Source organism: Brevundimonas sp., assembly GCF_029946145.1.
Lineage (GTDB): Bacteria > Pseudomonadota > Alphaproteobacteria > Caulobacterales > Caulobacteraceae > Brevundimonas.
Genome location: NZ_JAQSDY010000027.1, coordinates 375,472 through 402,170, shown reverse-complemented (window position 1 = coordinate 402,170; position 26,699 = coordinate 375,472). Strand labels below are relative to the sequence as shown.

Genomic DNA, 26,699 nt, shown 5'->3' with positions numbered 1-26,699 from the left:
CGCCGAAGCGCCCGCCTCCCTCGCCCTCGTCCAGCCGATACTCACGCAGCCGGACGAAACCCGGCATCACCAGCGGCGATCGTAGCGGTACTGGTGATCACGGCGGTTCTGGTAGCTGCGCCACTCGCCATGGTTCCGCCAGAAGCGGCCGTCCCGGTAATAGCCCCGGCCCGAATAGGTCCGACCCTCCACATAGGCGCGGTGGTCATTCCCGTAGCCGTAGGAACGATCACGGCTGTTGATGCCGTGCTCGCGCTCCCAATGGCCGATGTTCCGGTAGCAGCGGCCGTCGCGATAGTACTGACAGTCCGGGCCGCGCCAGGTCCCCTGGCCATAGCCGTACCGGCTGTCCTGGCCGGAGACGGCCAGAACGCCCCGAACGATCGTGTCGACCAGTGGATCGCCATACGATTGGGCGCTGGCCGGGCTCGCCGTCGCCAGGCCCATCGCCAGGGCGGCGGCCGCGCCGGCTCCGACGGTCTTCGGGTTGATGAGATTGCGCATCGGATTGCTCCTTGCTGAGGCGCCGGTATTGACCGGCATTGGAGGCAATATAGCCGTTGGAGCCTGTACGGCGCTGGAGCGGGTTGTTCAGGTTCCAGTCATCCGGAGGCCCGGAGAACGCCAGAATTCGAAGGCCGCTCCGCTTGACGCGGACCCCTCGCCCCCCTACTTGCCGCTCGCGTTAGCACTCGGGCGCTGTGGCTGCCAAAGCACCGCGTCCGGGGTTCAATCGAAGATGTTGGAGACAATCAGATGGCGTTTCGTCCGCTCGGCGACCGTGTGCTCGTGAAGCGCGTGGAAGAAGAATCCAAGACCAAGGGCGGGATCATCATTCCCGACTCGGCCAAGGAAAAGCCCCAGGAAGGCGAAGTCGTCTCCGTCGGCCCCGGCGCCCGCGATGAAGACGGCAAGCACGTCCCCATGGACCTGAAGGCCGGCGACCGCATCCTGTTCGGCAAATGGTCGGGCACCGAGGTCAAGCTGGAAGGCGAAGACCTGATCATCATGAAGGAATCCGACGTCCTGGGCGTGCTGTCGTAAGCACCCGCGGCTGAATTCCGTTTCAAAACCATAGATTTAGGAGCTGCCAGATGGCTGCCAAACAGGTTATGTTCTCCACCGATGCGCGCGAAAAGATGCTGCGCGGCGTCAACGTTCTGGCCAATGCGGTCAAGGTCACCCTCGGTCCCAAGGGCCGCAATGTCGTGATCCAGAAGTCCTTCGGCGCCCCGCGCTCGACCAAGGACGGCGTCTCGGTGGCCAAGGAAATCGAACTCGAGGATCCCTTCGAGAACATGGGCGCCCAGATGATCCGCGAGGTCGCCTCCAAGACCAATGACAAGGCCGGCGACGGCACCACCACCGCCACCGTCCTGGCCCAGTCGATCGTCCAGGAGGGCCTCAAGGCCGTGGCCGCCGGCATGAACCCGATGGATCTGAAGCGCGGCATCGACAAGGCCGTGACGGCCGTGCTCGCCGAGATCAAATCGACCAGCCGCAAGGTCAGCGCCAACTCCGAGATCGCCCAGGTCGGCACCATCTCGGCCAACGGCGACCAGGAAGTCGGCGACATGATCGCCAAGGCCATGGAAAAGGTCGGCAACGAAGGCGTCATCACGGTCGAGGAAGCCAAGACCGCCGAAACCGAACTCGACGTCGTCGAGGGCATGCAGTTCGACCGCGGCTACCTGAGCCCCTACTTCATCACCAACGCCGACAAGATGGAGGTTCAGCTCGAGGAACCCCTGATCATGCTGCACGAGAAGAAGCTCTCGTCGCTGCAGTCGATGCTGCCGATCCTCGAAGCCGTGGTCCAGTCGGGCCGCCCGCTGCTGATCATCGCCGAGGACATCGAGGGCGAGGCCCTGGCCACGCTCGTCGTCAACAAGCTGCGCGGCGGCCTTCGCGTCGCCGCCGTCAAGGCCCCGGGCTTCGGCGACCGCCGCAAGTCCATGCTGGAGGACATCGCCGTCCTGACCGGCGGCCAGGTCATCTCGGAAGACCTCGGCATCAAGCTGGAGAACGTCACCCTCGACATGCTCGGCAAGGCCAAGAAGGTCACCATCACCAAGGACGACACCACCATCGTCGACGGCGTCGGTGAGAAGGACGCGATCGAGGCCCGCATCGGCCAGATCAAGAAGCAGATCGAGGACACCACCTCGGACTACGACAAGGAGAAGCTGCAGGAACGTCTGGCCAAACTGGCCGGCGGCGTCGCGGTCATCCGCGTCGGCGGCTCGACCGAGGTCGAGGTCAAGGAGAAGAAGGACCGCGTCGACGACGCCCTCAACGCCACGCGTGCGGCGGTCGAGGAAGGCATCGTCCCCGGCGGCGGCATCGCCCTGCTGAAGGCCACCAAGGCGCTGGAAGGTCTGAAAGGCGACAACGCCGACCAGACCGCCGGCATCGCCATCATCCGCCGCGCCATCCAGGCCCCGATCCGTCAGATCGTCGAGAACGCGGGCGTCGAAGGCTCCATCGTCGTCGGCAAGGTGCTGGAAAACGCCTCGCCCACCTACGGCTTCAACGCCCAGACGGAAGAGTATGTCGACATGATCCAGGCCGGCGTCATCGACCCCGCCAAGGTCGTGCGCACCGCCCTGCAGGACGCCGCCTCGGTGGCGGGGATCCTGATCACGACGGAAGCGGCCGTGGCTGATGCGCCGAAGAAGGGCTCCGCTGGCGGCGCCGGCGGCATGGGCGGCGGCGGCATGGGCGGCATGGGCGATATGGACTTCTAGTCCACGAAGCTCGGCTCAGGCTGAACCTAACGAACCCCCGGTCAGAAATGGCCGGGGGTTTCTGTTATGGTCCTCATGGAGAGTACTTGATGGAAGAAATTGTCTGTCCCGTTTGCAGGAATGCGGATGGTCATATGGCCCGTGCCAGTCGGGTCCCAAATTTTGACCGGAGCCGCGTTGCCTGTGTGGCGTGCGGTGACTTCACAATTTCGGGGACCGCCCTTGTGGACGGGGCAGACCCGATGAACGAGGAACAGCGGCGGGCAATGAGCCACGACCTCCGCTGGAAGAACGAACTCTCAGCAGAGCCCCCATATGTGACGACCGCGACCTTTGATGACTATCGGAAACACGCCGCTCTGCCGCCAATTCCGGAGCAGGTAGACAACGCGCTTTCTTATCTTGCTGTGCGGCTCCGTTATGCCGGTCGGTTCTACGATCGCATCGATCCGGCACTGACCTCCGCCATCGGTGCTATCGATATGAACGCATCCGCTGCCCTCATTCTTTCAATGGAGCGTGGCGGCCTGCTTACCTGCGCTGACGCATCCAGCATGAACGGCCCAAACGCGATCCGGATCGCACCAACGCTGGAAGGATGGTTGCGGGCTGGAGAAATCGCCAAAGGTCAGCGGAGCGAGAATTTCGCTTTCATGGCCATGAAATATGGCGACGAAACCCTAGAGGCTTGCGTAGCAAACGTCATTCGTCCCGCCGTCGAGGAGGCAGGCTACAAGTTGGAGGTGCTGCGTGATCGGCCCGCTGCGGGGCTGATTGATAACTACCTTCGCTCGCGACTTCGGCTCTGCAAATTCGTGATCGCCGACCTTTCTCACGCGAACAACGGAGCTTATTGGGAAGCTGGCTTTGCAGAGGGGTTGGGTAAGCCGGTCATCTACACTTGTGAGCGAGGCGTTTTCGATACGGACCGAACCCATTTCGACACCAACCATTCGCAAACTGTCGTTTGGGACGCCGGCACGCCCCAAGAGACCCAGAAACAACTGCTGGCGTGCATCAGAAACACACTCCCGGATTCGAAGTAGGAGCACGCGGATGACCCCCCGTGACCACACCACCTTCGCCGAGCCCCTGGCCCATCCGGGCGAACATCTGCGCGAGGACTTCCTGCCCGACTACGGCCTGACGCCCGGCGCCCTGGCGCGGGCTATGGGGTTGAAAGACCGGACGCGGATCGAGCGGGTGGTGCGCGAGCAGCAGCCGGTCACCTCGGACACGGCCCTGCGGCTGGCGCGGGTGTTCGGGACCACGGCGGAGTTCTGGATGAATCTTCAGACGCAGCACGATCTGTCGAAGGCGGCGATCGCGGTGAGGGATGAGCTGGCGGCGATCAAGCCGTTGAGGGCGGCGTGAGGGGGGCAGCAAGGGCCGATCGTTCAGTTCTCTGGGCTGAGACAGTGCGCGCGTCCGGAGAACTGCTCATTTATTTGGTCGGCGCTGAGGCTCGAAGCTCTCGCTCGCAACTCGAATCTAGAAGAGGCCCCCGAACTTCACCGACAGATCGATGATCGTGTAGACAGCTGCGGCGAGGGCGACGGCTTTGGCCAACAGGCTATCAAGACTGCGCTCAATCTTCATCGGCAACGTCGATTTGGCCGTTCGCAGTTTGCGATCGAGCACCAGTTCAACCACGTCCGAGAAGAACTTCACCTTTGAAACGGTAGATGCATGAAGCCGGGCGTATTCGCCCGCCCGGAAAACTTCGACTTCCTCCGCCCCAGGAATGAAATCGCGCCGGACGCCGCCGTTAAGCGTCATTAGGTTCGGCATATGCGGAACCGCCACATAGCCCTCCCCATAAAGGCCATAGAGGATGCCGGCGATATTGATGCGGTTGTCGATGTCGATATTGGGAGCGCTGCGGCCGGTCAGGACGTTGTATCGATGAGCGAGCGTCTCGAACCCGTACTGGATGTTGATCATGTTCCAGTGCAGCCAGTAGTCACCATTGTGGTTGCGAACGAACTCGTAAAAATCCTCCAGAAGTACCTTTTCGATATCGGCGAAACGCGCGGTTATGTCCTCTTTGGCGATACCGAGTCTCTCGGCGACTATATGAGCCGCGAAACTCACCGTCTGATCGTTGGCGAAATCCTTGACAACAATGTTGGACACGCTCGGCGATAATCCTTCGCGATCATCGTAGAGACTCTGGCAGGCGTAGTGAATCACCAAGCACTTGCTTTGGTGCCTCTTGATCTTTTCAACGGCGGACCGTGCTCGTTCGTATGAGATGGCCATGGATACTTCCTGCCCCAAGGGGCGCGGTGGTGATTTCGTCAGACGGCGCCAGATACACGGACAAAGAGCGGACTACCACAACGCACGAACGCCGTTCGTTTGGCTGCCGGAACGAGAAAGCCCGGATCGCTTCGATCCGGGCTCCTCGGTTACGCGCACTTCGGCAGAGCCAACAGGTTATTTGGCTCAATCCCATCGGCTTCGGTCTTGAGGTATTTCCGGCCACTTGGACGCACCGCGACTATGACGTTTGCCGCCTTGCCTCCGCCTTGCGTCCAGAACGCCCATGTTCCGTTCTCGATACCCGCGATGGCCCTATCGAGTTGGAGCGACCACGGTCCTCCGTTTGCGGACCCTACCTTGCCGCCGATTTGATCGATCCTCCGGTCGGGATCCGATCCGTCCGGGACAACGCACGTCACTTCATGGCGCTGAGCCATCTTCATCTCTTTCTGGCCCGCAACAACAGGCCGCTGTGTGGATAAGTCAGTTGCGGATAACACTCATGCCGTAGCGAGCGCCGCCGGGAGCTTCGAGGAGGATGTTCCAGTTGCCGGAGTGAGGCACAGGAATCCGCGCGGGCAGGCGCTTGTAGAACCCGCCGTAGTAGCGGGCGGATGCTCCACGCTGGTACGCGGCGAGATTGGAATCATCCATCACCAGCACGTTGGACTGGTGGGTGCAGTTGACGACGACAACGTCGCCGCCGTTCAGATATTCTCGGGAATGAATGGACAGGAAGGTCTCTCCACAGGGTTGCTAACAAAGGCACGAACAGCCTTCGCGGACCCGCGGCAGAGCGCGCCTTGCTATCGACTCAGTCGCCGATAAAAGTGCGTCCGTCGCTAGGGCGAGAGCTTTTGGTGGCGGGGAGGGGAGAGATCGGTTCCAGGTCGTCCAAACTATGGGCCGACCTCCCCCTCTTGTGCATCAGCTAGACGGCATCACGCTGGTCTGCTGGGCCCTTAAGCCTTTCGGCTATTTCCGCTTCGGCGGTTCCGACACCGTGCCACGCGGGTTCCGCACAGCGGTCCCCGTGGTGACGTACCGGCCCGATGAGGCCGAACGGTGCGGACCCTTGGGGGGCGATGCTTTGGCCATCCCAATTCTCCAACATGCGTGCAGAACGCCCATGCACTGGCAGGGTGAACGGTGAAGGCTGATTCCGAGTCTCGCAAGGCCCGCGGCCCTATATATCGTGCTAGAAGGCACTTATCCCCATATTAGTGGTGTCTTTGGGGTAGATCGCTCGGCCAAATCAGGAAATTCTCGACGAGCTAGTGTGTCCTGAATTCGCGCGACTCTAGATTCTCGATTCGTTCTACGGTTGTTCCAGTTTTCAGTGTCTCGGCGGGCTCAACCGGCCTCTCGCGCACGGTTGGAGGGGCATAGCGAGAACAAGCGCTTGTTCGGAGGGCCTTGAGACAGTCATCGAACTACCGCCCGCTCCGACCTAGCCCGGCCAGATCAGCGCTGGGGCCATGGCGACGACGCCGGTCGGGGCTCAGCGGCGGGGCGCGACCACCCCTTCACCGCGTCGTAAGCCCGCCGCATTGCATGGGAAGAACCGCACGGAGCGCCACCCGCCCCGGCGCGCCTCAAGGACGCTGCGCGCCGCTCGCGCGGCAGGCCGGGACGGCCTGTCCTTGACCCGCGCCGGGTCGGGCGACCGGGGCTGGGCGGGTCGGGCGCGCGGGGCGCGCCGACTTGTTGGAGGGGGATTGGTAGCGGGGGACGCGCCGGTGCGGGGGATGGAGCCCCCTCATCCGGCCCTTCGGGCCACCTTCTCCCGCAAGGGGAGAAGGGAAGCGTGGGGGTGAACCGGCGTGAGCCCAAGGCGTTCGGCGGGGATGGGACTGCGTGATCCACAGACCTGCCGCCGGGCCCTGCGCGAGATCGGGGAGATTGCGGCCGTGGCGGGGCTGGAGGGCGGGCGGATGACCGACCAGGAGGCGCTGCAGAGCATCGCCGCCATCGCCGAATGGGTGATGGACGAGGCGCCGGGGGCGCGGGCGGACTGCGGCGAGGTGGTGCGGCGGCTGGAGCGGATGACGGCCGGGGTCGACTTCGAGGCGCTGGCGGACCGGGAGGCGCAGGGGCTGTTCGGCGAGGTGCTGGGGGTGCTGGAGGGGGCGGGGGCGTGAAGGAGCGCTCTGCTGACAATCCGACCGATCTATAGTCGGGTTCAGCGGAAGAAGACGCGCCGTCTCAAGGCCCTGGCGGATTCTCGCGGCGATTTGCCAGCCGCAGGAACGGGCGGCCCGATAATGCGGGCATGACCCAAGCGACCCCCATACTCAGACAACCCCATTGCCGGCGCGGCGCGGCGGAGTGGGATGAAATCCGGCGGCTGTACCAGGCCGGGGCCACGGCCAAGGCGCTGGTCCGGGCCTACGGCGGGACCGAGCGGACCCTCTACACCCACGCGCGCGAGGCGGGCTGGCTGCGCAAGGACGACAGGACGCCGCCCGCGACGGGGCTGACGCCGGTCGAGGCGGATGCGGCCGTGCGGGCGCTGGGGGCCGAGGATGGGGTTCCGGGGCCGGATGCGGCGTGCCGGGCCCTGGCGGCGGACGCCTCGCTGGGGGAGGCGGCGCGGGCGGCGGCGACGACGGCGATCGCCCTGCTGCGGGACGGGCAGGCGGCGGGGGCCTATGCCCATGCGCGGCTGGCGGGGACGCTGGAACGGCTGGCGCGCGGGGCCGTGGGGGACGGCGGCGGGGATGCGACGGAACCGGGACGGGTGGCGGCGCTGGATTTCTTGCGAAGGGAGGCGGTGCGGGATTACCCCTCCACCCCTTCGGGGTCCGCTCGTCCAGTCGGTTCCGCCGACCGTTCCTCGACCCCGTCGCTTCGCGACAGGGAGGAGACGGGTGGGTGAGGACAGCGCTTCTCCCTCCCCCGAAGTGGGGAGGGGGGTCGCGGAGCGACCGGGTGGGGAACGGCTGACACACCCCACCCTGTCGTCGCTTTGCGCCGACATCCCTCCCCACAAGGGGGAGGGAGATACGCGTTATGTGCTCTCGGCGGACGTGCTGGCGCAGTGCCAGTGGTGGTCGGTGGCGCACGCGGGCCAGCGGCCGCCCATCGGCCCGTGGCGCACTTGGGTCTTCCTCGGCGGGCGTGGGGCGGGGAAGACGCGGGCGGGGGCGGAGTGGGTGTGGGAGACGGCGCAGGCGCTGGGGAAGGGCGGGCGGATCGCGCTGGTGGCGCCGACGATCCGGGATGCGCGGACGGTGATGGTCGAGGGGCCGTCGGGGGTGCTGAACCTGCCGTTCCGGACGGGGGCGACGTTCGCCTCGTCGCTGCGGCAGGTGAGGTTTCCGGGCGGGGCCGTGGGGCTGCTGTTCTCGGCCGAGGAGCCGGAACGGCTGCGCGGGCCGCAGTTCCATGCGGCCTGGGGGGATGAGTTCTGCGCCTGGGGGCGGTGTGAGGAGACGCTGGCGATGCTGAGATTGGGGCTCAGGCTGTCTCCGGGCGCCCAGGCAGCGAGCGACCGCGTCGCGAGCGTTAGCGCCCCCAGACTTGTGCTGACGTCTACGCCCAGGCCGGGGCGGGTGTTGCGCGGGGTGCTGGCCGAGGACGGGTGCGCGCGGACCCATGCGCCGACGGCGGCCAATGAGGCGCATCTGGCGCCGGGGTTTCTGGCGGCGATGCAGGGGCTGTACGGCGGCACGCGACGGGCGGCGCAGGAGCTGGACGGGCGGGTGCTGGAGGATGAGGGGGCGCTTTTCACTCTCGCGGAGATCGCGAGAGCGAAAAGCTTGTTTGAAGGGCGCTACCGCCCTTCGGGCTACTTGAGCGCGGAGGGGGAATTGCCGCCCTTCGACCGCATCGTCGTCGCCGTCGATCCGCCGGCGGGGACGCTGTCGGGAAGGGCGCGGGATGCGTGCGGGATCGTGGTCGCGGGGCGGCGCGGGGACCGGGTCGCGGTGCTGGCGGACTGGACGGCGCGGGGGCTGTCGCCCGAGGGCTGGGCCGACCGGGTGCGGCGGGCGGTCGAGGCGCACGGGGCCGGACAGGTGGTGGTCGAGAGCAACAACGGCGGGGCGATGGCGCTGGCGGTGCTGAAGGCCTCGGGCCTGTCGGTTCCGATCCGGCGGGTGCACGCCTCGGTCGGCAAGGTCGCGCGGGCCGAGCCGGTGGCGGCGCTGTATGAGCAGGGACGGGTTGTTCATGCGCCGGGGCTGGAGGCGCTGGAGGAGGAGCTGATGGGGCTGGGCAGCGAGGATGTGGGCGGGCGCAGTCCCGACCGGGCGGATGCGCTGGTCTGGGCGGTGACCCAGCTGATGCCGGCGCCGGGCGGGCGGGGGCCGAGGGTGCGCTGGCTGTGACGTGAGGGGGCGCGGACGGGCCGGACCGTGGGGGTCAACCTGAATACCGCTCATCCCCGCGAGCGGGTTGGACGGGAGAGAGGGGGGACCGTGGCCCCTAGTCTTCCTCGAGCGGCGGAAGGCCGGCTTCCTTGCGGGCGGCGGCGGCGGCTTTCTTTTCGGCCTTGGCGGCGGCCTTCTCGGCGGCCTTCTTGGCGTCGGCGCGGTCGCGTTCCTGACGCTCGAAACTGTAGTTGGGCTTGCGGGCCATGGGCGGCTCTTTCTCTCTTTTTGGCGCTAACGCGCTTCGCGCTGCTTGAGCGCGGGGATGTTGACGTTGCCGCGCTTCGCGCTGCTTGAGCGCAGGAAGCGTCGCGGGAGCGCCTTGTGTTCCCCAAGGTGGGGCAAGCGGAGGGCCGGGGCAACCATTGACGGTCAATCGACGGCGACGATCTCCACTGTCTGGCCGGCGACGACGGCCTGGTCGCCCACGGTCTTGCCGATCAGGGCGACGGCGAGGGGGGAGACATGGCTGACGGAACCGGCGGCGGGATCGGCCTCATCCTCGCCGGTGATGCGCCAGGTCCGGGCCCGGCCGTCCTCACGTTCGATCGTGACCGAGCCGCCGAAGCGGACGCGGCCGTCGGCCTCGGTCTCGACCAGCTGGGCCGTGGCTCTGCGGGCGGACCAGTAGCGCAGGTCGCGGGTGGCGCGGGCCATGGCGGTGCGGTCGGCCTCGATGGAGCCGTGGGCCTGGGCGGCGGAGTAGGCGGCGCGGGCCGAGGCCAGGGCGGCCTCGATCGCGGCCAGGCCCGGGGGCGTGACCAGGTTCGGGTGCGGGGAGATCGGACGGTCGGGAAGATCGGCGGCCGTGGCCTCCAGATCCTCCTCGCGGGTAAAGGCGACGCTCATGGGGGATGAGCGTATGCGCGATGCAGCCGTTCCCGGACAGGCTTTTTAGCGTCCCTGTCGTCATCCCGGCGGAGGCCGGGACCCAGCGGCGCCGAAGGCGATCTGTTCGGGCTCGATGGGTCGAGCAGGGCTGTCCTCGACAGGTTCGCGCTCGCGCGCGCCGCTGGGTCCCGGGGTCGCTGCGCGCCCCGGGATGACGACAGGAGAGAGTGCAGGTCGCCGGGGCTGCTGGAACAGGGTACTGGCTGCCCGATGAACGACGTGAAGACCGTGCATGTGATCGGGGCCGGGCCGGCCGGGCTGATGGCGGCCGAACGGCTGGCGCAGGCGGGACTGGGCGTGGTGGTGCATGAGGCCATGCCGTCCGTGGCGCGAAAATTCCTGATGGCCGGGCGGGGCGGGCTGAACCTGACGCATTCGGAGGGGATGGAGGGGTTCGTCGGTCGCTATGGCGCGGCGGGCGCGACGGTCGCGGCATGGCTGGAGCGGTTTTCGCCGACGCATCTGATCGGCTGGGCCGAAGGGCTGGGACAGGCGACGTTCACGGGCTCGTCGGGGCGTGTGTTTCCGCGGGCGATGAAGGCCTCGCCCCTGCTGCGGGCGTGGCTGGGGCGGTTGAGCGGTCTGGGGGTGGAGGTGCGGACGCGGTCGCGCTGGGTCGGTCCCCGCCTTCGCGGGGATGACGGGCGGGACGGCGGCTGGGTGTTCCAGACGCCGGAGGGCGAGCGGGTGGAGCGGCCGGACGCGGTGGTGCTGGCCATGGGCGGGGCCAGCTGGCCGCGGCTGGGCTCGGACGGGGCGTGGGCGGCGATGCTGGAGGGCGTGGAGGTCGCGCCGTTCCGGCCCTCGAACGTCGGCTTTGACGTGGCCTGGTCGGAGGTGTTCGCCGATCGGTTCGCCGGTCAACCATTGAAACCGGTGGCGATGACCTTCGGGGACCAGACGGTGCGCGGCGAGGCGATGCTGACGCGCTACGGGATCGAGGGCGGGGCGGTCTATGCGTTGTCGGCGGGGCTGAGGGACGCGATCGAGCGGGACGGCTCGGCGGTGCTGACCGTGGATCTGCGGCCCGACCTGTCGGTCGAGGCGCTGGCGGGGCGGCTGGCGAAACCGCGCGGCAAGGACAGCGTGACCAACTGGCTGAGGAAGGCCGGCGGGCTGTCCGCGCCGGCGGTCGGGCTGCTGCGGGAGATCCCGGGCGAACTGCCGGCCGGGTCGGACAAGCTGGCGAAGCGGATCAAGGCGGTGCGGCTGACGCTGACGGGGGTGCAGGGGCTGGCGCGGGCGATCTCTTCGGCGGGCGGGGTGCGGCTGGACCAGGTCGACGAGGGGCTGATGCTGAAGGCGGCGCCGGGCGTGTTCGCGGCGGGCGAGATGCTGGACTGGGAGGCGCCGACGGGCGGCTATCTGCTGCAGGCGTCGATGGCGTCGGGCGTGGTTGCAGCGGATGGCGTGGTGAGGTGGCTGGCGGGTGTGTCGCCCGCTCAATGATGCGCACCGTTTTCCGCTCATCCCGGCGGAAGCCGCGACCCGGTCCTTTTGTGGGGCTGTGTGCTGGACGACGGTCGGGGCTGGTCCTGCACGGCCGGCTGGTCCAAAGAACCGGGTCCCGGCTTCCGCCGGGATGAGCGGATTAAAAAGTGGAGCCCTGACCATGCGTCGCCTTCGTTTGACCCTCCTCGCCTCGACGATCCTGTTGACAGCCGCCAGCCCCGCCCTCGCCCAACAGGCCGAGGGCGCGCGGCTGAACGAACATGTGCGGGTGCTGGCCTCAGACGAATTCGAGGGGCGCGGGGTGGCGACGCCGGGCGAGCAGAAGACGGTCGACTATGTCGTCGGCCAGTTCCAGGCCCTGGGGCTGGAGCCGGGCGGGCCGGACGGGTCCTGGGTGCAGGCGGCGCAGCTGGGGCGGACGCGGCAGGACGGACCGGCGACGATCACGGTCTCGAGCGGCGGCGCGACGCGGGCGCTGGAGCGGGGACCGGACGTGCTGGTGTCCAGCGACCGGCCGGTGAGCCGGATCACGGTCACTGACGCGCCGGTGGTCTTCGCCGGCTATGGCGTCGACGCGCCCGAACGGAGCTGGAACGATTTCAAGGGCATGGATCTGAAGGGCAAGGTCCTGCTGGTCATCGTCAATGATCCGGACTTCGGCGCGCCGGAGGGGCATCCCGTGGCCGGCAGGTTCGACGGCAATGCGATGACCTTCTACGGCCGCTGGACCTACAAATTCCAGGAGGCGGCGCGGCAGGGGGCGGCGGCGGTGCTGGTGATCCACGACACGGCGGGCGCCGGCTATGGCTGGAGCGTGCTGGAGGGGTCGTCGACGGCCCCGAAATTCGACATCGTCCGCGCCGATCCGGAGGCCGAACGGGTCCCGGCCCAGGGCTGGATCCAGGGGCCGGTCGCCGAGCAGATGTTCGTGGACGCGGGCCTCGACTACGCCGCCCTGCGCGAGGCGGCGCGGACGCCGGAATTCTCGCCGGTGACGCTGGAAGGCGTGACGATGTCGATCGACTTCGGCCAGACCGCCGACCGGATCGAGAGCCGCAATGTGCTGGCCCGCATCCCGGGCTCGGAGCATCCGGAAGAGACGGTGCTGTACGGCGCCCACTGGGACGCCTTCGGCCGGGCGACGCCGGTGGGGGACGACGACATCTATAATGGCGCGGTCGACAATGCGACGGGCGTGGCCGGGCTGATCGAACTGGCGCGGCTGTTCAAGGCGGGCGAGGCGCCGAAACGGTCGGTGGTGTTCGCGGCCTGGACGGCCGAGGAGGCGGGGCTGCTGGGGGCCGAATACTACGCCGCCAATCCGGTGTGGCCGCTGGAGACGACGGTCGCCAATATCAACATGGATTCCTTCCTGCCCGGGACCGAGATCTCGCCGCAGATCGTGGTCATGGGGGCGGGCAAGAGCCAGACGGATACGTGGCTGGAGCGGCGGGCGACGGAACAGGGGCGGGTGCTGATCCCCGACCCGGCGCCCCAGGCGGGGGGCTTCTATCGCTCGGACCATTTCCCGCTGGCGAAGATGGGCGTGCCGGCCCTGTTCGGGGCGGCGGGGTTCACCGGGCACAACGCGGCCAGCCGGGACTATGTGGCGAACCGCTATCACAAGCCGTCGGACGAATGGACCAGCGACTGGGTGATGGACGCCGCCGCGGTGGACATCGACCTGCTGTACGCCGTGGGCCGCGATCTGGCCGACAGCGGCGACTGGCCGGAGTGGAACCCGGGGGCGGAGTTCGAGGCGGCGCGGCAGGCGTCGGCGGGGCGGCGGCAGTAGGGGCGTTTCAATGGGCCTGTACCTCCTGTCGTTCGGTCTGGGAACCAACGAGACCCTCGGGCGAGAGAGAGCTGACTCTGACCGGGCCGAACGGGTCCAGGCGGCGCTTTCCGAAGCGTTCAGCCTCGGCCTGGCGTGGCACGGCGGGCAGGGAGGGATCTTCGTGCGCACGGATCTGTCGATCGATGAGGTGACCGCGCGGATCCTCGCGGTTCTCCAGGCGCCCGATCTCGTTCTGGCGATCGAGATTCCGCATGGAGCCGCCGTGCGTTTCGGCGGCAGCCGCTTTGACGAGGACAGCTTCGACGAACTGCTGCCACAGGCGGTTGAACTGCCGCACGCCAATCTGTTTCCAGCAGAGCCCTTCCGCGATCCGCTCACGCCCGGATCGCGCAAGGGGTGACGGCCAGCGACGGGTTGTCTAGGACCTCCCCATGACCAGCCTCCCCGACATCCACGGCCTCTGCCCGCCCCGTTTCGCCGCCGTGAGGAACGCCTTCGCGGCAAATTTCACCGACGCGCCGGAAGGGCTGAACGAGCAGGCGGCCCGGTTCAGCGTCTGCATCGGCGGCGAAACGGTCGTCGATCTGTGGGGGGGGTGGGCCGATGCGGCGCGGACGCGGCCGTTCGATGAGCAGACGCTGACCCCGGTGTTCTCCACCGGCAAGGCGGTGATGTCGTTGCTGATCGCGACCTGCGTCGAGCGGGGGCTGCTGGACTATGAGCGGCCGGTTTCGGAGTACTGGCCGGCGTTCGGACAGGCGGGCAAGGCGCAGATCACGGTCGGGCAGATGATGAGCCATCAGGCCGGACTGCCGGGATTCTCGGAGAGCGTGGATCCGGCCATCTGGTTCGACCGCGAGGCGGCGCTGGCGCGGTTGTGCGAGCAGGCGCCGATGTGGGCGCCGGGGACGGCGTCAGGCTATCACCCGATCACCATCGGCCTGCTGGCCGGCGAGCTGTTCCGGATCGTTGACGGGCGGAGCATGGGGACGGCGCTGCGCGAGGATTTCCCCGGCCTGGACCTGTGGATCGGCCTGCCCGAGGGCGAGCATGGCCGCGTGGCCCAGATGAAGAAGCCGACGGCGGCGCCGGACCTGGGCGTCATCGATGCGGTCAAGCGCGCCGCCTTCCTCGATACCGGCTCGGCCCCCGGCGGACGCGGCTCGGCGGAATGGCGGATGATGGAGATGCCCTCGGCCAATCTGCACGGGACCGCGCTGGATCTGGCGCGGATCATGGGGGTGCTGGCCAACGGCGGGGCGCTGGAGGGCCGGACCGTGCTGTCCCCCGGGGTGCGGGCCGAAATGTTGCGCGAGCGGATCCATGGCCGCGACAGGGTCGTGCCGTTCGACGTCAGCTGGGCGGCGGGGCTGATGCGCAACGAGGGCCTGCACATCTTCGGTCCCAATCCGACGGCGGTCGGCCATTGCGGCTGGGGCGGGAGCTGCGCCTTCGCCGATCCCGACGCCGGGATGTCGGGGGCCTATGTGATGACGCGCCAGTCGCCGCATCTGATCGGCGACCCCCGGGCGCAACGATTGATCGGGGCGCTGTACGAGGGTCTCTAGGCGGGTTCGGCCGACCGTTTCAGCGCCGCGCGCGCGGCCCTGTGGCGGAAGAAGGCGGCGACCGCGAAGACGGCGGCCCCGCCCCAGATGAAGGCGAAGCTGATCACCCGCAGGGGCGTCAGGGCCTCGCCCGCCCAGACGCCGACGGCGAACTGCAGCGTCGGGGCGAGGAACTGGATGAAGCCGAGGGTCGACAGGGGCAGGCGACGGGCCGACCAGGCGAACAGGGCCAGCGGCAGGACGGTGGCGGGGCCGTTCAGCAGCGCCCAGGCCGTGTTGACCGGATTGTCGAAGGCCACGCCCGCGCCGGTGTGCTGAAGCCACAGCACCCAGGCCAGACCGAACGGGACCAGCAGAAGACACTCCACAAGCAGGCCGGCCTGGGCGTCGATGGGCACGCGTTTGCGGATGACGCCGTAGCTGGCGAAGCTGAAGGCGAGGACGAGGGAAATCCACGGCGGACGGCCGAGGGCGAGGGTCTGGAACAGCACGCCGACGGCGGCGAGGCCGATGGCGGCCCAGCCCCATTTGTCGATCTTCTCGCGGAACAGCCACAGTCCCACGACCATGTTGAGCAGCGGGTTGATGTAATAGCCGAGGCTGGCTTCCAGCGTCGCCTCATGGGTCGTGGCCCAGACATAGAGGCCCCAGTTGACCCCTATCAGCAGGGTCGAGAGGGTCAGCCAGCCGAGGGTCTTCGGGTTCGTCAGGGCGGACCGGACCTGACCGCCCTGGCCGGCGAGGACGACCAGCAAGCCGGCGACCGCCACGGCCCACAGGGCGCGATGGGCGAGGATCTCGAACGAGTCGAAGCCGACGGCCGCCTGACCCATGAACAGCAGGGGCATGAAGCCCCAGATGGCATAGCAGCCGAAGGCGGAGATCAGGGCGGCGCGGGGGGTGGCGGACGGGTTCGGCGTCATCCCCGGATCCTTTCACACCGTCATCCTCGGGCTTGTCCCGAGGACCCATGGCGGGGAGGCGCATGGGCGGCGATAGGCGTGAACCGGCGTCGGCTCGTGCGGCGGATGGATGGGTCCTCGGGACAAGCCCGAGGATGACGGTGTTAATTGCTGTGGCGGGGGGTCAGACCGTGATGCTGCGATACCCCGAGGCGGGCTTGATGATCCCCGTCTCGTCCAGCAGCTGGGCGATCTGGACGGCGTTCAGGGCCGCGCCCTTGCGCAGGTTGTCGGAGACGATCCAGAGCGACAGGCCGTTCTCGACGGTCGGATCCTTGCGGATGCGGCTGACGTAGACGGCGTGTTCGCCGGCGGCGTCGACGGGGGTGATGTAGCCGTCGTGCTCCTGCTTATCGATGACCATCACCCCGGGGGCGTCGCGCAGGATGGCGCGGGCCTCGTCGGGCGAGATGGGACGGTCGAACTCGAGGTTCACCGACTCGGAGTGGCCGACGAAGACGGGCACGCGCACGCAGGTGACGGTCAGCTTGATGTCGGGATCGAGGATCTTGTGCGTCTCCTTCCACATCTTGGCTTCCTCGTCGGTATAGCCGTCGTCGAGGAAGGCGCCGATGTAGGGGATGACGTTGAAGGCGATCTGTTTGGGGAACAGTTTCGGACGCGCGTCGCCGAGGCCGTAGATGGCCTTGGTCTGGTTCCACAGCTCGTCCATGCCCGCCTTGCCGGCGCCCGAGACCGATTGATAGGTCGAGACCACGGCGCGTTTGATCTTCGCGGCGTCATGCAGGGGCTTGAGGGCCACGACCAGCTGGGCGGTCGAGCAGTTGGGGTTGGCGATGATGTTCTTCCTCGTCGCCAGCTTGATGGCGTCCGGGTTCACCTCGGGCACGATCAGCGGCACGTCCGGGTCCATGCGGAAGGCGGAGGAGTTGTCGATGACGATGGGGCCGGCCGCGCCGATCTTCTCGGACCAGGCGCGCGAGGCGTCGCCGCCGGCGCTCATCAGCACCAGGTCGACGGTCGAGAAATCGAACAGTTCGATGTCCTCGCATTTGATCGTCTTGTCGCCCCAGGAGACTTCCACGCCCTTGGACTTGCGCGAGGCGACGGCGTGCATTTTTTCGACGGGGAAGTTGAGCTCCTCGAGGATGTTCAGCATTTCCCGGCCGACATTGCCGGTGGCGCCTACGACGGCGACGCGATAGCCCATGTTGGTTGGTCCTTCGGACGCCCTACGCTCGCGACGCGGTCGCTCGCTGCTTGAGGGCAGGTGGTGTGTGGATGTCCGGCGGACCGGACGTAGTTTGCCTATGTGGGCTTTCGCAGCCGCGAAGCAATCGCTTTTCAGCGACGGCCGGCCCGGCTAAGCCCGAGAACAATGCCCTCACGCATACGCAAAGCTTATGACCGTCGTTTGGCCGACGGGCGGCTGACGCCCGATCCGTCGCAGGTTCCGGTGGTCGAGGCGCTGTCGCGGCTGGAGAAAGACCTGCGCAAGAAGGCGCCTCTGGGCGGGCTGTTCGGCCAGACGGAGGTGCGGGGCGTCTATCTGTGGGGCCCGCCCGGGCGGGGCAAATCCATTCTTATGGATCTTTTTTACGCCTGCGTGCCCGAGCCGCGGAAGAAGCGGGCCCATTTCCACGCCTTTCTGGCCCGGGTGCACGACCTTATGCGGCAGTGGCGCGAGGGCGACGCCAGGGCGCGCAAGGCCGTGTTCGGACAATCGAAAGGCGACGACCCGATCAAGCCGGTGGCCGAGCTGATCGCGTCCGAGGCGCGGCTGCTGTGTTTCGACGAGCTGCAGGTCACCGACATCGCCGACGCCCTGATCCTGGGCCGGCTGTTCGAGGCCCTGTTCGAGCAGAATGTGGTGCTGGCGGTGACGTCGAACCGGGCGCCGGACCAGCTGTATCTGAACGGGATCAACCGTGAACTGTTCGTCCCCTTCATCGAACTGATCGAACAGAAATGCGCGGTGGTCAGCGTCTCTGGCGCGCGGGACTGGCGGCTGGACCGGCTGATGGGCGACCGGGTCTGGTTCACCCCCGCCGACGCCGACGCGCGGGCGGCGTTCGAAGCCCTGTGGTCGGACCTCAAGGGCGAGCAGGACGAATGCCCCGCGCATCTGAAGGTCACGGGCCGCGAGGTGGTCATAGAGCGCACCGACGGCGGGCTGGCGCGGGCGACCTTCGGCCAGCTGTGCGGGACGGCGCTGGGGCCGCAGGACTATCTGGCCGTCGCCGAGCGGTTTCACACCCTGTTCGTCGAGGACGTGCCGGTGCTGGGCCCGGCCAATCATCACGAGGCGAGGCGGTTCGTCACCCTGATCGATGCGCTCTACGAGGCGGGAACGCGGCTGGTGGCCCTGGCCGAGGCGGCGCCGGAGGCCTTGTATCCCAGGGGCGTCGGGGCGTTCGAATTCGAACGGACGGTGTCGCGCCTCAACGAAATGTCGGGCGCGGAGTGGCTGGCGCGCGAAAGAACGGCGTAAGGTCCACGCCACAATTCCGCTCGGGCCCATCGTCCAGGGTCAGGCGGTTCCGGAGATATCCCATGCGTCTGTCCGTCCTGTTCGCCGTCCTCGCCCTCGGCGCCGCCTCGCCCGCCCTCGCCCAGACCCCGGCGCCCGCCGCGCCGGCCGCCGCGACCAAGGGGGTCGCCGTCGCCGACGCCCGCGCCTGGCTGATCGAACTGGGCGGTTCGGTGGCCGAGCCCACGGCGACCGAAGGGGCCCAGACCCTGACCATCGCGGATCAGCCGCTGCCGTGGACCCTGACCTTCTACAGCTGCGCCGGCGCGGGCCTGTGCGACGACGTGCAATACAGCGCCGTCTTCTCGGGGCCGATCACGGTCGAGCAGATCAATGAATGGAACCGCGGCAACCGCTATCTGAAGGCCTTCTTCATCCCCGGCGCCACGCCGGACGCGGCCGGGGCCGTGGCCCAGTACGACGTGGTGCTGACCGCGACGGGGACGGAGCAGCTGCAGGAGCCGACGGTGATCTGGCTGCAGATGTTGCGGACGTTCGCACAGAGTCTGGCGCAGGCGGCGGGGGCGGCCGCCCCGCCCGTGCAATAGGGCTCACCTTTACTTCAGCGGCAAGAACAGCTCCGCCGCCGTGCCCTGATCCGGCGCGTCCAGAAAGAAGCGCTGGCAGTAGATGGGGAAGTCGCGCATCTCTTCGCCGCTCGCCGGCAGCCATTCGCGGTACAGAAAGAGGGCGGCGGGCTCCAGATTGTGGGTGTCGCCGGTCACGCGCAGCACCGCGCAGCGTCCGCCGGGGATTTCGCCGGCCTTGACCATCTCGTCCCCGGCGTAGATCGGCTGATCGGGAGCGACGCCGACACATAGATCCATGCTGTAGTCGGCGGGATCCGCGGGACGCCGCTCGGAATACCAGATGTTGAAGGTCGGATTGGTCCTGGGCGAAAGTCCGGCGGCTTTGCGCCAGGCGATGAACCGCTGGAGGGTGGCGTCGAAGGTCCCGGGATCGCCACGGTGTTCGAATATCGCCACTCGGGTCGGGGCGACCTCGCGGATGGTCACCTGATCGGGGGTGAAGGTCGTCTGCATGATCCTGCTCCTGGCTATGTTGAGAGGCCTGCAGGCCTGAAGCCACGGCTCCCAGTCGGGAGATTTCCGGAAACTCGACGGCGACTGCCGAAACCTTTGGCGAAAAGCGCGGGCGAAGGCGTCGGGCGTCTCGTAGCCGGCGTCCATGGCGATGTCGGTGACGCTCTCCCCCTGACCGTCGGCCAGCTGTTTCGAGGCCCGCCGCATGCGGGCCAGCTGGACATAGCGATGCAGGGACACCCCGAAGGTCGCCTTGAACTGTCGGTGGAAGTGGAATTTGGAAAACGCCGCCACGCTGCTCACCGCGTCCAGGTCCAGATCGCCGTCGAGATGCCGGTCGATGTGATCCAGCACCCTCTGCATCCGGGCATGGTAATGGTCGAGCGCCGTCGTCATCGTCCTCATCCGTCGTGGCGATCATGGTATGGCGCGTGCGGCCGTCGCGCGCCCGACCGATCTTGCGGTTCGGACAGGGGCCGGCTTCGGCCCCCGCCAACGCAATAAGTCCGAGAACCCGCGTTCGGCGTGCTAGCGTCGAACGATGATCACGCTCCTCATCGCCGCCCTGCTCTCCGGTCAGGACTATAACGATCCCGCCAATCGCTGCGCCAACCCCATGAACGGGATGGACGTCCGCGCCTGCGGGGAAATGTTACTGAACGCAGAGACGGAGCGAATGGACCGGTATCTGGCGGCGGCGAGCGCGACCCTTCAGGGCCGCAAATCCGGGTCCAGCGAGGCCTTCGCCGCGGCCCTGACGCAGAGCCAGACGCAGTGGGAAGCCTATGCCGACGCGGCCTGCGGCCTGGCCCGGGACGCGTCCGGCTATGCCGAACAGGACTGCCGGAGCGAGCTGACGCAGGAGCGGACCCTCTATCTGTGGACGTATTTCCTCGTCCCGGAGGACGGTCCCGCACTGCTGGATCAGCCCGAGCCGCTCATGGTCGAGGCCGCCCCCGAAGAGGCGGCCGGAGAACCCGAGGAATGAAAAAGGCCCCGGATCGCTCCGGGGCCTTTGTCGTTCAGGCGCAGCGCTCTTAAGCGAGACTTCCGTCGATATCCTTGCAGGCCTGGATCAGGCCGTTCACCGACTCGACCGATTTGGCGAACATGGCCTTTTCCTCGTCGTTGGTGGTGAATTCGATCACCTTCTCGACGCCGCCCGCGCCGATCAGGGCGGGGACGCCGACGTAGAGGTCTTTCAGACCGTATTCGCCCGACAGCCAGACGGCGCAGGGCAGGACGCGCTTCTGGTCCAGCAGGTAGGAGCGGGCCATGGCGATGGCGCTCTCGGCCGGGGCGTAGAAGGCCGAACCGGTTTTCAGCAGGGCGACGATTTCGCCTCCCCCTTTTCTGGTGCGGTCGACGATGGCGTCCAGTTCAGCCTGGCTGAGGAAGCCGGCCTTGACCGCGTCGGGCAGGGGCAGGCCGCCGACGGTCGAGTGGCGCACCATGGGGACCATGTCGTCGCCGTGACCGCCCAGGGTCCAGGCGTGGATGTCCTGCACCGAGACGCCGGTCTTCTCGGCGAGGAAATACGCGAAGCGGGCCGAGTCGAGCACGCCGGCCATGCCGACGACCTTCTCCTTCGGGAGCCCCGAGAATTTCTGCAGGGCCCAGACCATGGCGTCCAGCGGGTTGGTGATGCAGATGACGAAGGCGTCGGGGGCGTGGGCCTTGATGCCCTCGCCGACGGCCTTCATGACCTTGAGGTTGATGCCGATCAGGTCGTCGCGGCTCATGCCCGGCTTGCGCGGCACGCCGGCGGTGACGATGCAGACGTCGGCGCCCGCGATGTCGGCGTAGTCGTTGGCGCCCTTGAGCGAGACGTCCGAGCCGATGACGGCGGTGGCCTCGGCGATGTCCAGCGCCTTGCCCTGGGGCGTGCCCTCGGCGATGTCGAACAGGATGACGTCGCCCAGCGCTTCACGCGCCGCCACGTGGGCCAGGGTGCCGCCGATCATGCCGGCGCCGATAAGGGCGATCTTCGCGCGAGCCATATAGTTCTCCTGGGGCCTATCGCGCTTCGCGCTACTTGAGGCCGGTCTGTGTGGGGGTGAGGAGGAGGGAAACCGTGGCGGCGGTCTAGACCCCCGCGCTTTCCCCTGCAACCGTGACGCCGCGTCACCGGAGCGCCCATGGCCCGCCTGCCCGAAACCCGTCCCGAGTTCGTCGCCCCCGAGGCCCTGCCGTCGGACCTGATCACGGTCGTCGATGAGACGACGGTGCGCGCCGAGGTCGCGACGTGGCGCGCCAGGATGCTGAAGCGGCCGGGGCTGTGGGACAGGGCGACGCGCGGGACGCAGGAGCGGATCAACCGCATCATCCCGGAGCGGGTGCATGCGATCATCACCGCGGGCGTGGAGGCGATGACGAAGGGGATACTGTTCGGCTCGGATCTGGTCGCGGCGCGGCCCGCGGCGGACGGCTCGCTGGCGGCGCGCGAGTTGCGGGCGCGGGCGAGGATCCGGACCTACCGGACCACGGCCAGTGTCGAGGGCGGGGTCGCCGGGGCCGGCGGCTTCGTGCTGGCGGCGGCGGATTTTCCGGCCCTGATGGCGATCAAGGTGCGGATGCTGGGCGACGTGGTCGGCGCATACGGCTGGGGCGGCGACACGGTGCGGGAACGGCTGTTCGTGCTGCACATCTTCCACCTGGCCTTCGCCAGCGCGAAGCGGCGTCCCGAGGCGCTGGCCGAGCTGGAGCGGTGGATCGCCGGCGTGGATCAGCCGGAGGCGATCACGGAATACGACTGGCGGCGGTTCCAGATCGAATACCGCGACTATATCGACCTGGCCAAACTGGCCCAGCTGATCCCGGTGGTCGGCGCCCCGATCGGGGCGGTGGTCAACTGGCGGCTGGTCGACCGGCTGGGCGAGACGGCGATGATGGCGTGCCGGATGCGGTGGCTGGCGGAGACGGGCCAAGCTCAGCCGTAGATAGAGCGCGCTATCCGCCACCACTTGGCGTATGACCGGCCCGTCATGCGGAACGTTGCGGACCACAGAGCGAGATCAGCGGCGGCGACCGCGAGAGCTGACTGCGCGACGAGCCGGACCGAGCAGGCGCATCACACCGCCGACGCCGCCAGCTGGGAGGCCATGGCGAAAATGGCCGAGCGCCACGCACTGATGATGGCGGCGTTCAAGCTGTAGGGCGAAGGGACATGTCCTCGCGCCGGCTTGAGTTCCTGTTTTGTTCGTGTCTATATCGCCGGCCAACGGGAGGGCTGGGACATGATCGGTTACGTGACGCTGGGCACCAATGATCTCGAGCGGGCGGCGGTTTTCTATGACGCCATCGCCGCAGAGCTGGGGACGGGACGGATGATGGAGTGGCCGGGGGCGATCGCCTGGGGCGCGCCGGGCGGTTCGCCGGGCATCGGGCTGACCAAGCCGTTCAACGGCGAGGCGGCGACGGTCGGCAACGGCGTGATGGTGGCGCTGGAGGCGGCGTCGCGCGAGCAGATCCATCGGCTGCACGAGGTCGCCCTGGCCCATGGCGGGACCTGCGAAGGGCCGCCGGGACCGCGCGGGGACACGTTCTACGCCGCCTATTTCCGCGATCCGGACGGCAACAAGCTGAACGCCTTCATGATGGAGGGCGGCGCGGTCGCCTGATCGCGTCTCCATAAGTTTTTCTGTTTCTGACGACAGGGTTTATCGATTTTCCCTGAAGACACGACAGGTCTAGGGTGGGTCCAATCGCGCCCAGAACGCAGGAGGACATCATGGACGGACACGCCGGCGGCCCCACACCCCTGAACGATCCGAAGAAGGAGCCGGCGGCGCTGCGCTCCCTGCTGGGACGGACCAACCGCGACTGGTGGCCGAACCAGATCGCCGTCGATATCCTGCACCAGCACGGCCGGACTGGCGACCCGATGGGCGACGGCTTCAACTACGCCAGGGCTTTCAAGTCGCTGGACTATGCGGCGGTGAAGCGCGATCTGACCGCCCTGATGACCGACAGCCAGCCGTGGTGGCCGGCGGACTATGGCCACTATGGCCCCTTCTTCATTCGCATGGCCTGGCACTCGGCCGGCACCTATCGCACCGGCGACGGGCGGGGCGGCGCCGGCTCCGGGCAGCAGCGGTTCGCGCCGCTGAACAGCTGGCCGGACAACGGCAACCTCGACAAGGCGCGGCGGCTGCTGTGGCCGATCAAGCAGAAATACGGGGCCAATCTGTCCTGGGCCGACCTGATGATCCTGGCCGGCAATGTCGCCATCGAGTCGATGGGCGGGCCGACATTCGGCTTCGGCGGCGGCCGCGCCGATGTGTGGGAGCCCGAGAAGGACGTCTACTGGGGCACCGAGGAGAAGTGGGTCGGCGAGGAGGGCAATGAGACCCGCATCCAGCCCGACCGGGAGATGGCGCTGGAGAGCCCGCTGGCGGCGATCCAGATGGGGCTGATCTATGTGAACCCCGAAGGCCCCGGCGGCGTCCCGGACGCCCTGCAGTCGGCGCGCGACATCCGCGAGACCTTCGCCCGCATGGGCATGAACGACGAGGAGACGGTGGCCCTGACCGCGGGCGGCCACACCTTCGGCAAGGCCCACGGCGCGGGGGACGCCAAGCTGGTCGGGATCAGTCCGGAGGGGGCGGACATCGCCCAGCAAGGCCTGGGCTGGATCTCCGGTCATGGGAGCGGGATCGGCGACCACACCATCACCTCGGGCATCGAGGGGGCCTGGACGCCCACGCCGACCACCTGGGACATGGACTATTTCAACATGCTGCTGGACCACGAGTACGAGCTGACCCGCAGCCCGGCCGGCGCGAAGCAGTGGCACCCGGTGGGCGATCCGGACGACACCCTGGCGCCGGCCGCGCACACCCCCGGCAAGCGGGTGCCGACGATGATGACCACCGCCGACATGGCGATGAAATTCGACCCGGAATACCGCCAGGTGATGGAGCGGTTCCGCGCCGACCCGGCCTGTTTCGGCGACGCCTTCGCCCGCGCCTGGTTCAAGCTGTGCCACCGCGACATGGGGCCGAAGGCCCGCTACCTCGGGCCCGAGGTCCCGGCCGAGGACCTGATCTGGCAGGACCCGATTCCGGCGCGACAGGGACCGGTGATCGGCGCCGCCGACATCCGGACCCTGAAGGACCGGATCGCGGCCTCGGGCCTGTCGGTGTCCGAACTGGTGACGACTGCCTGGGCCTCGGCCGTGACCTATCGCGGCTCGGACCATCGCGGCGGCGCCAACGGCGGCCGCCTGCGGCTGGAGCCGCAGCGCAGCTGGGACGTCAACGAACCGGCGAAGCTGGCCCGGGTGCTGAAGGCCTATGAGGACATCAAGGCCGGCTCGGGCCTGAACGTCTCCATCGCGGATCTGATCGTTCTGGGCGGTTCGGTGGGGATCGAGCAGGCGGCGAAGGCCGGCGGCCACCCGATCGAGGTCCCGTTCACGCCGGGCCGGACCGACGCCAGCCAGGAACAGACCGACGTCGAGGGCTTCGCGGTGCTGGAGCCGAAGGCGGATGGCTTCCGCAACTATCTGCAGGTCCGGTTCAACGTGCCGACCGAGGAGTTGCTGGTCGACCGGGCCCAGCTGCTGGGTCTGACCGCGCCGGAGATGACGGTGCTGGTCGGCGGCCTGCGGGTGCTGGGGGCCAACCACGGCGGGTCGAAGCACGGCGTCCTCACCGACCGTCCGGGCCAGCTGACCAACGACTTCTTCGTCAACCTGCTGGATATGAAGACGGCCTGGAAACAGGTCGACGACAGCGGCGACGAGACGTTCGTCGGCTCGGACCGCCTCAGCGGGGAGCAGCGGTGGACGGCGACGCGCACCGATCTGGTGTTCGGCTCCAACTCGCAGCTGCGGGCGCTGTCGGAAGTCTATGCCTCGGCCGACGCGGGCGGGAAATTCGTCCGCGACTTCGTGGCCGCCTGGACCAGGGTGATGAACGCCGACCGGTTCGACGTGACCCTGAACGAGGAGTTCGGCACGGCGGCGGTCTAGACGCGGCATTCCTTCGCGGCCTTCGGGCCGCGAAGGCGCGCACATAGGATATGTGAATGAGCATGGCTTTCGGCATAGCGACCGCCTATGTCGATCGCATGCTCCCCACCCTGCGACAGCTCCAGTATCTCAAGCTTCTGGCCGAACACGCCTCGTTCAGCCGGGCGGCGGAAGCCGCCCATGTCAGCCAGCCGGCCCTGTCAGCCGGGGTGCAGGAGCTGGAGAAGATCCTCGGCGCGCCGGTGGTCGAGCGTACGCGGGGCAACGTCCAGCTGACGGCCGTCGGGGCCGAGGCGGTGCGTCGGGCCGAGGACGTGCTGGCCCGCACCGAGGACCTGGTCGAGGCGGCGAAGAACGCGGGCAAGCCTCTGTCGGGCCGGTTCCGGCTGGGCGTCATCCCCACGGTCGCGCCCTTCCTGCTGCCGACCAAACTGCCGGGCATCAAACTGGCTTACCCCGCCCTGCGGCTGTTCATCCGCGAGGACCTGACACCGCGTCTGATCGCGGGGTTGAAGGCGGGGCAGCTGGACGCAGCGGTGATCGCCCTGCCCTACAACGCCAGCGGTGTGGACCACGCCCGCATCGGCGACGACGAAATCCTGGCCGCCGCGCCGGTCGGCCACGCCCTGGCGGGGACCGGTCCTATCCCGGCGGGGTCGCTGAAGGCCGAGGACCTGATCCTGCTGGAGGACGGCCACTGCCTGCGCGATCAGGCGCTGGCGGCCTTCGATATCGATCCGCCCAAGGGCGATGACGTCTTCGCCGCGACGTCCCTGCACACGCTGGTGCAGATGGTGTCGGCGGGGCTGGGAGTCAGCTTCCTGCCCGAGATGGCGGTGCGGGCGGGCCTGGCCGACATGCCCGGCGTCGTGGTGCGACCCATTGCGGCCAAGGCTCCGCGCCGCGAGATCGTGGTGGCCTGGCGCACCGGCTCCAGCCGCGCGGAGGAGGCCAGGCTGCTGGCCGAGGCGCTGACACTGGACTGACTACCCCGGCCGCTCATCCCGGCGAAAGCCGGGACCTGGTGCTTTGGGCGATCCAGCGGGTCAGACGGCCCGTCCCGGCCAATCCCGAAACACCGGCGTCAAGCTGGACAGAACTGGATCCCGGCTTTCGCCGGGATGCACGGTAAGGG

Annotated in this window: 29 protein-coding genes; 19 read left to right on the top strand and 10 right to left on the bottom strand. The window is 67.9% G+C overall.

From position 1 onward, the window contains the following. Nucleotides 1-66 precede the first annotated feature (66 nt). Nucleotides 67-504, bottom strand: coding sequence for a hypothetical protein (locus tag PSV23_RS14055; protein WP_300470072.1), 438 nt, complete (start codon nt 502-504; stop codon nt 67-69). A gap of 252 nt (nt 505-756) precedes the next feature. On the opposite strand from PSV23_RS14055, the gene groES reads away from it, so the two are divergent. The 4 genes from groES to PSV23_RS14035 all read left to right on the top strand — a co-directional run bounded on the left by groES (nt 757) and on the right by PSV23_RS14035 (nt 4,121). Further along, nucleotides 757-1,044, top strand: coding sequence for a co-chaperone GroES (gene groES, locus PSV23_RS14050; RefSeq protein WP_300470070.1), 288 nt, complete (start codon nt 757-759; stop codon nt 1,042-1,044). Between the two features lie 50 nt (nt 1,045-1,094). Then, nucleotides 1,095-2,747, top strand: coding sequence for a chaperonin GroEL (gene groL / locus PSV23_RS14045; RefSeq protein ID WP_300470068.1), 1,653 nt, complete (start codon nt 1,095-1,097; stop codon nt 2,745-2,747). 266 nt (nt 2,748-3,013) lie between these two features. Further along, on the top strand, nt 3,014-3,793 hold the full coding sequence (locus tag PSV23_RS14040) for a hypothetical protein (protein WP_300470066.1): 780 nt from the start codon (nt 3,014-3,016) through the stop codon (nt 3,791-3,793). Between the two features lie 10 nt (nt 3,794-3,803). Next, entirely contained in the window at nt 3,804-4,121 is a 318-nt protein-coding gene (locus PSV23_RS14035; protein ID WP_300470063.1) for a HigA family addiction module antitoxin, read from the top strand. 117 nt (nt 4,122-4,238) lie between these two features. Here PSV23_RS14035 and PSV23_RS14030 read toward each other — a convergent pair whose 3' ends face one another. From PSV23_RS14030 to PSV23_RS14025, 3 genes are all read right to left on the bottom strand, one after another. Beyond that, the gene (locus tag PSV23_RS14030; RefSeq protein ID WP_300470061.1) at nt 4,239-5,009 is read right to left on the bottom strand and encodes a hypothetical protein; all 771 of its coding nucleotides are present in this window, start codon (nt 5,007-5,009) and stop codon (nt 4,239-4,241) included. Nucleotides 5,010-5,158: 149 nt separating this feature from the next. After that, nucleotides 5,159-5,449 (bottom strand): DUF3892 domain-containing protein, encoded by a 291-nt coding sequence (locus tag PSV23_RS17400; RefSeq protein ID WP_366524246.1) that lies wholly within the window; start codon nt 5,447-5,449, stop codon nt 5,159-5,161. Nucleotides 5,450-5,495: 46 nt separating this feature from the next. Further along, nucleotides 5,496-5,741 carry a DUF1883 domain-containing protein gene (locus PSV23_RS14025; protein ID WP_300470465.1) on the bottom strand — a complete coding sequence of 82 codons (246 nt, stop codon included), beginning with the start codon at nt 5,739-5,741 and terminating at the stop codon, nt 5,496-5,498. Nucleotides 5,742-6,859: 1,118 nt separating this feature from the next. Between PSV23_RS14025 and PSV23_RS14020 the strand changes: the two genes are divergently transcribed. The 3 genes from PSV23_RS14020 (at nt 6,860) to PSV23_RS14010 (ending at nt 9,343) form a co-directional block, all read left to right on the top strand. Then, the gene (locus PSV23_RS14020) at nt 6,860-7,153 is read left to right on the top strand and encodes a hypothetical protein (RefSeq protein WP_300470059.1); all 294 of its coding nucleotides are present in this window, start codon (nt 6,860-6,862) and stop codon (nt 7,151-7,153) included. A gap of 131 nt (nt 7,154-7,284) precedes the next feature. Next, nucleotides 7,285-7,890: a hypothetical protein gene (locus PSV23_RS14015; protein WP_300470057.1), complete on the top strand. Its 606-nt coding sequence runs from the start codon at nt 7,285-7,287 to the stop codon at nt 7,888-7,890. A gap of 136 nt (nt 7,891-8,026) precedes the next feature. After that, nucleotides 8,027-9,343, top strand: coding sequence for a terminase large subunit domain-containing protein (locus tag PSV23_RS14010; RefSeq protein WP_300470055.1), 1,317 nt, complete (start codon nt 8,027-8,029; stop codon nt 9,341-9,343). A 97-nt stretch (nt 9,344-9,440) separates the two neighbouring features. Here the strand turns inward: PSV23_RS14010 and PSV23_RS14005 are convergent, their stop codons facing one another. Then, the gene (locus PSV23_RS14005; RefSeq protein WP_200943719.1) at nt 9,441-9,593 is read right to left on the bottom strand and encodes a hypothetical protein; all 153 of its coding nucleotides are present in this window, start codon (nt 9,591-9,593) and stop codon (nt 9,441-9,443) included. 164 nt (nt 9,594-9,757) lie between these two features. Then, nucleotides 9,758-10,234 carry a transcription elongation factor GreA gene (gene greA / locus PSV23_RS14000; RefSeq protein WP_300470051.1) on the bottom strand — a complete coding sequence of 159 codons (477 nt, stop codon included), beginning with the start codon at nt 10,232-10,234 and terminating at the stop codon, nt 9,758-9,760. 252 nt (nt 10,235-10,486) lie between these two features. Between greA and PSV23_RS13995 the strand changes: the two genes are divergently transcribed. The 4 genes from PSV23_RS13995 (at nt 10,487) to PSV23_RS13980 (ending at nt 15,094) form a co-directional block, all read left to right on the top strand. Further along, a complete protein-coding gene (locus PSV23_RS13995; protein ID WP_300470049.1) occupies nt 10,487-11,725 on the top strand; it encodes a TIGR03862 family flavoprotein in 1,239 nt (412 codons plus the stop codon). A gap of 163 nt (nt 11,726-11,888) precedes the next feature. Next, nucleotides 11,889-13,523 (top strand): M28 family metallopeptidase, encoded by a 1,635-nt coding sequence (locus PSV23_RS13990; protein ID WP_300470047.1) that lies wholly within the window; start codon nt 11,889-11,891, stop codon nt 13,521-13,523. A gap of 10 nt (nt 13,524-13,533) precedes the next feature. Next, entirely contained in the window at nt 13,534-13,926 is a 393-nt protein-coding gene (locus PSV23_RS13985) for a hypothetical protein (protein ID WP_300470045.1), read from the top strand. 31 nt (nt 13,927-13,957) lie between these two features. After that, nucleotides 13,958-15,094, top strand: coding sequence for a serine hydrolase domain-containing protein (locus PSV23_RS13980; RefSeq protein ID WP_300470043.1), 1,137 nt, complete (start codon nt 13,958-13,960; stop codon nt 15,092-15,094). Here PSV23_RS13980 and rarD read toward each other — a convergent pair. Both rarD and PSV23_RS13970 read right to left on the bottom strand, forming a co-directional pair. Then, nucleotides 15,091-16,017 (bottom strand): EamA family transporter RarD, encoded by a 927-nt coding sequence (gene rarD, locus PSV23_RS13975; protein ID WP_300470041.1) that lies wholly within the window; start codon nt 16,015-16,017, stop codon nt 15,091-15,093. The two genes, PSV23_RS13980 and rarD, sit on opposite strands and share 4 nt — an antisense overlap. Before the next feature lie 163 nt (nt 16,018-16,180). After that, nucleotides 16,181-17,227: an aspartate-semialdehyde dehydrogenase gene (locus PSV23_RS13970; RefSeq protein WP_300470039.1), complete on the bottom strand. Its 1,047-nt coding sequence runs from the start codon at nt 17,225-17,227 to the stop codon at nt 16,181-16,183. A 168-nt stretch (nt 17,228-17,395) separates the two neighbouring features. Between PSV23_RS13970 and zapE the strand changes: the two genes are divergently transcribed. Then, nucleotides 17,396-18,508, top strand: coding sequence for a cell division protein ZapE (gene zapE, locus PSV23_RS13965; protein ID WP_300470037.1), 1,113 nt, complete (start codon nt 17,396-17,398; stop codon nt 18,506-18,508). 62 nt (nt 18,509-18,570) lie between these two features. Continuing rightward, nucleotides 18,571-19,095 carry a YbjN domain-containing protein gene (locus PSV23_RS13960; RefSeq protein WP_300470035.1) on the top strand — a complete coding sequence of 175 codons (525 nt, stop codon included), beginning with the start codon at nt 18,571-18,573 and terminating at the stop codon, nt 19,093-19,095. A gap of 9 nt (nt 19,096-19,104) precedes the next feature. Here the strand turns inward: PSV23_RS13960 and PSV23_RS13955 are convergent, their stop codons facing one another. Beyond that, on the bottom strand, nt 19,105-19,986 hold the full coding sequence (locus PSV23_RS13955; RefSeq protein WP_300470033.1) for an AraC family transcriptional regulator: 882 nt from the start codon (nt 19,984-19,986) through the stop codon (nt 19,105-19,107). A gap of 145 nt (nt 19,987-20,131) precedes the next feature. On the opposite strand from PSV23_RS13955, the gene PSV23_RS13950 reads away from it, so the two are divergent. Further along, entirely contained in the window at nt 20,132-20,578 is a 447-nt protein-coding gene (locus PSV23_RS13950) for a lysozyme inhibitor LprI family protein (protein WP_300470031.1), read from the top strand. 49 nt (nt 20,579-20,627) lie between these two features. Here PSV23_RS13950 and mdh read toward each other — a convergent pair whose 3' ends face one another. After that, the gene (mdh, locus tag PSV23_RS13945; RefSeq protein ID WP_300470029.1) at nt 20,628-21,590 is read right to left on the bottom strand and encodes a malate dehydrogenase; all 963 of its coding nucleotides are present in this window, start codon (nt 21,588-21,590) and stop codon (nt 20,628-20,630) included. A 138-nt stretch (nt 21,591-21,728) separates the two neighbouring features. Here mdh and PSV23_RS13940 point away from each other — a divergent pair, with 138 nt between their 5' ends. The 5 genes from PSV23_RS13940 (at nt 21,729) to PSV23_RS13920 (ending at nt 26,550) form a co-directional block, all read left to right on the top strand. Then, nucleotides 21,729-22,529 carry an EcsC family protein gene (locus PSV23_RS13940; RefSeq protein WP_300470027.1) on the top strand — a complete coding sequence of 267 codons (801 nt, stop codon included), beginning with the start codon at nt 21,729-21,731 and terminating at the stop codon, nt 22,527-22,529. A gap of 45 nt (nt 22,530-22,574) precedes the next feature. Further along, on the top strand, nt 22,575-22,745 hold the full coding sequence (locus PSV23_RS13935; RefSeq protein WP_300470025.1) for a hypothetical protein: 171 nt from the start codon (nt 22,575-22,577) through the stop codon (nt 22,743-22,745). A gap of 81 nt (nt 22,746-22,826) precedes the next feature. Continuing rightward, nucleotides 22,827-23,210: a VOC family protein gene (locus PSV23_RS13930; RefSeq protein ID WP_300470023.1), complete on the top strand. Its 384-nt coding sequence runs from the start codon at nt 22,827-22,829 to the stop codon at nt 23,208-23,210. Between the two features lie 110 nt (nt 23,211-23,320). Beyond that, on the top strand, nt 23,321-25,564 hold the full coding sequence (gene katG, locus PSV23_RS13925; protein ID WP_300470021.1) for a catalase/peroxidase HPI: 2,244 nt from the start codon (nt 23,321-23,323) through the stop codon (nt 25,562-25,564). Nucleotides 25,565-25,662: 98 nt separating this feature from the next. Then, entirely contained in the window at nt 25,663-26,550 is an 888-nt protein-coding gene (locus PSV23_RS13920) for a hydrogen peroxide-inducible genes activator (protein WP_300470463.1), read from the top strand. Nucleotides 26,551-26,699: the final 149 nt, after the last annotated feature.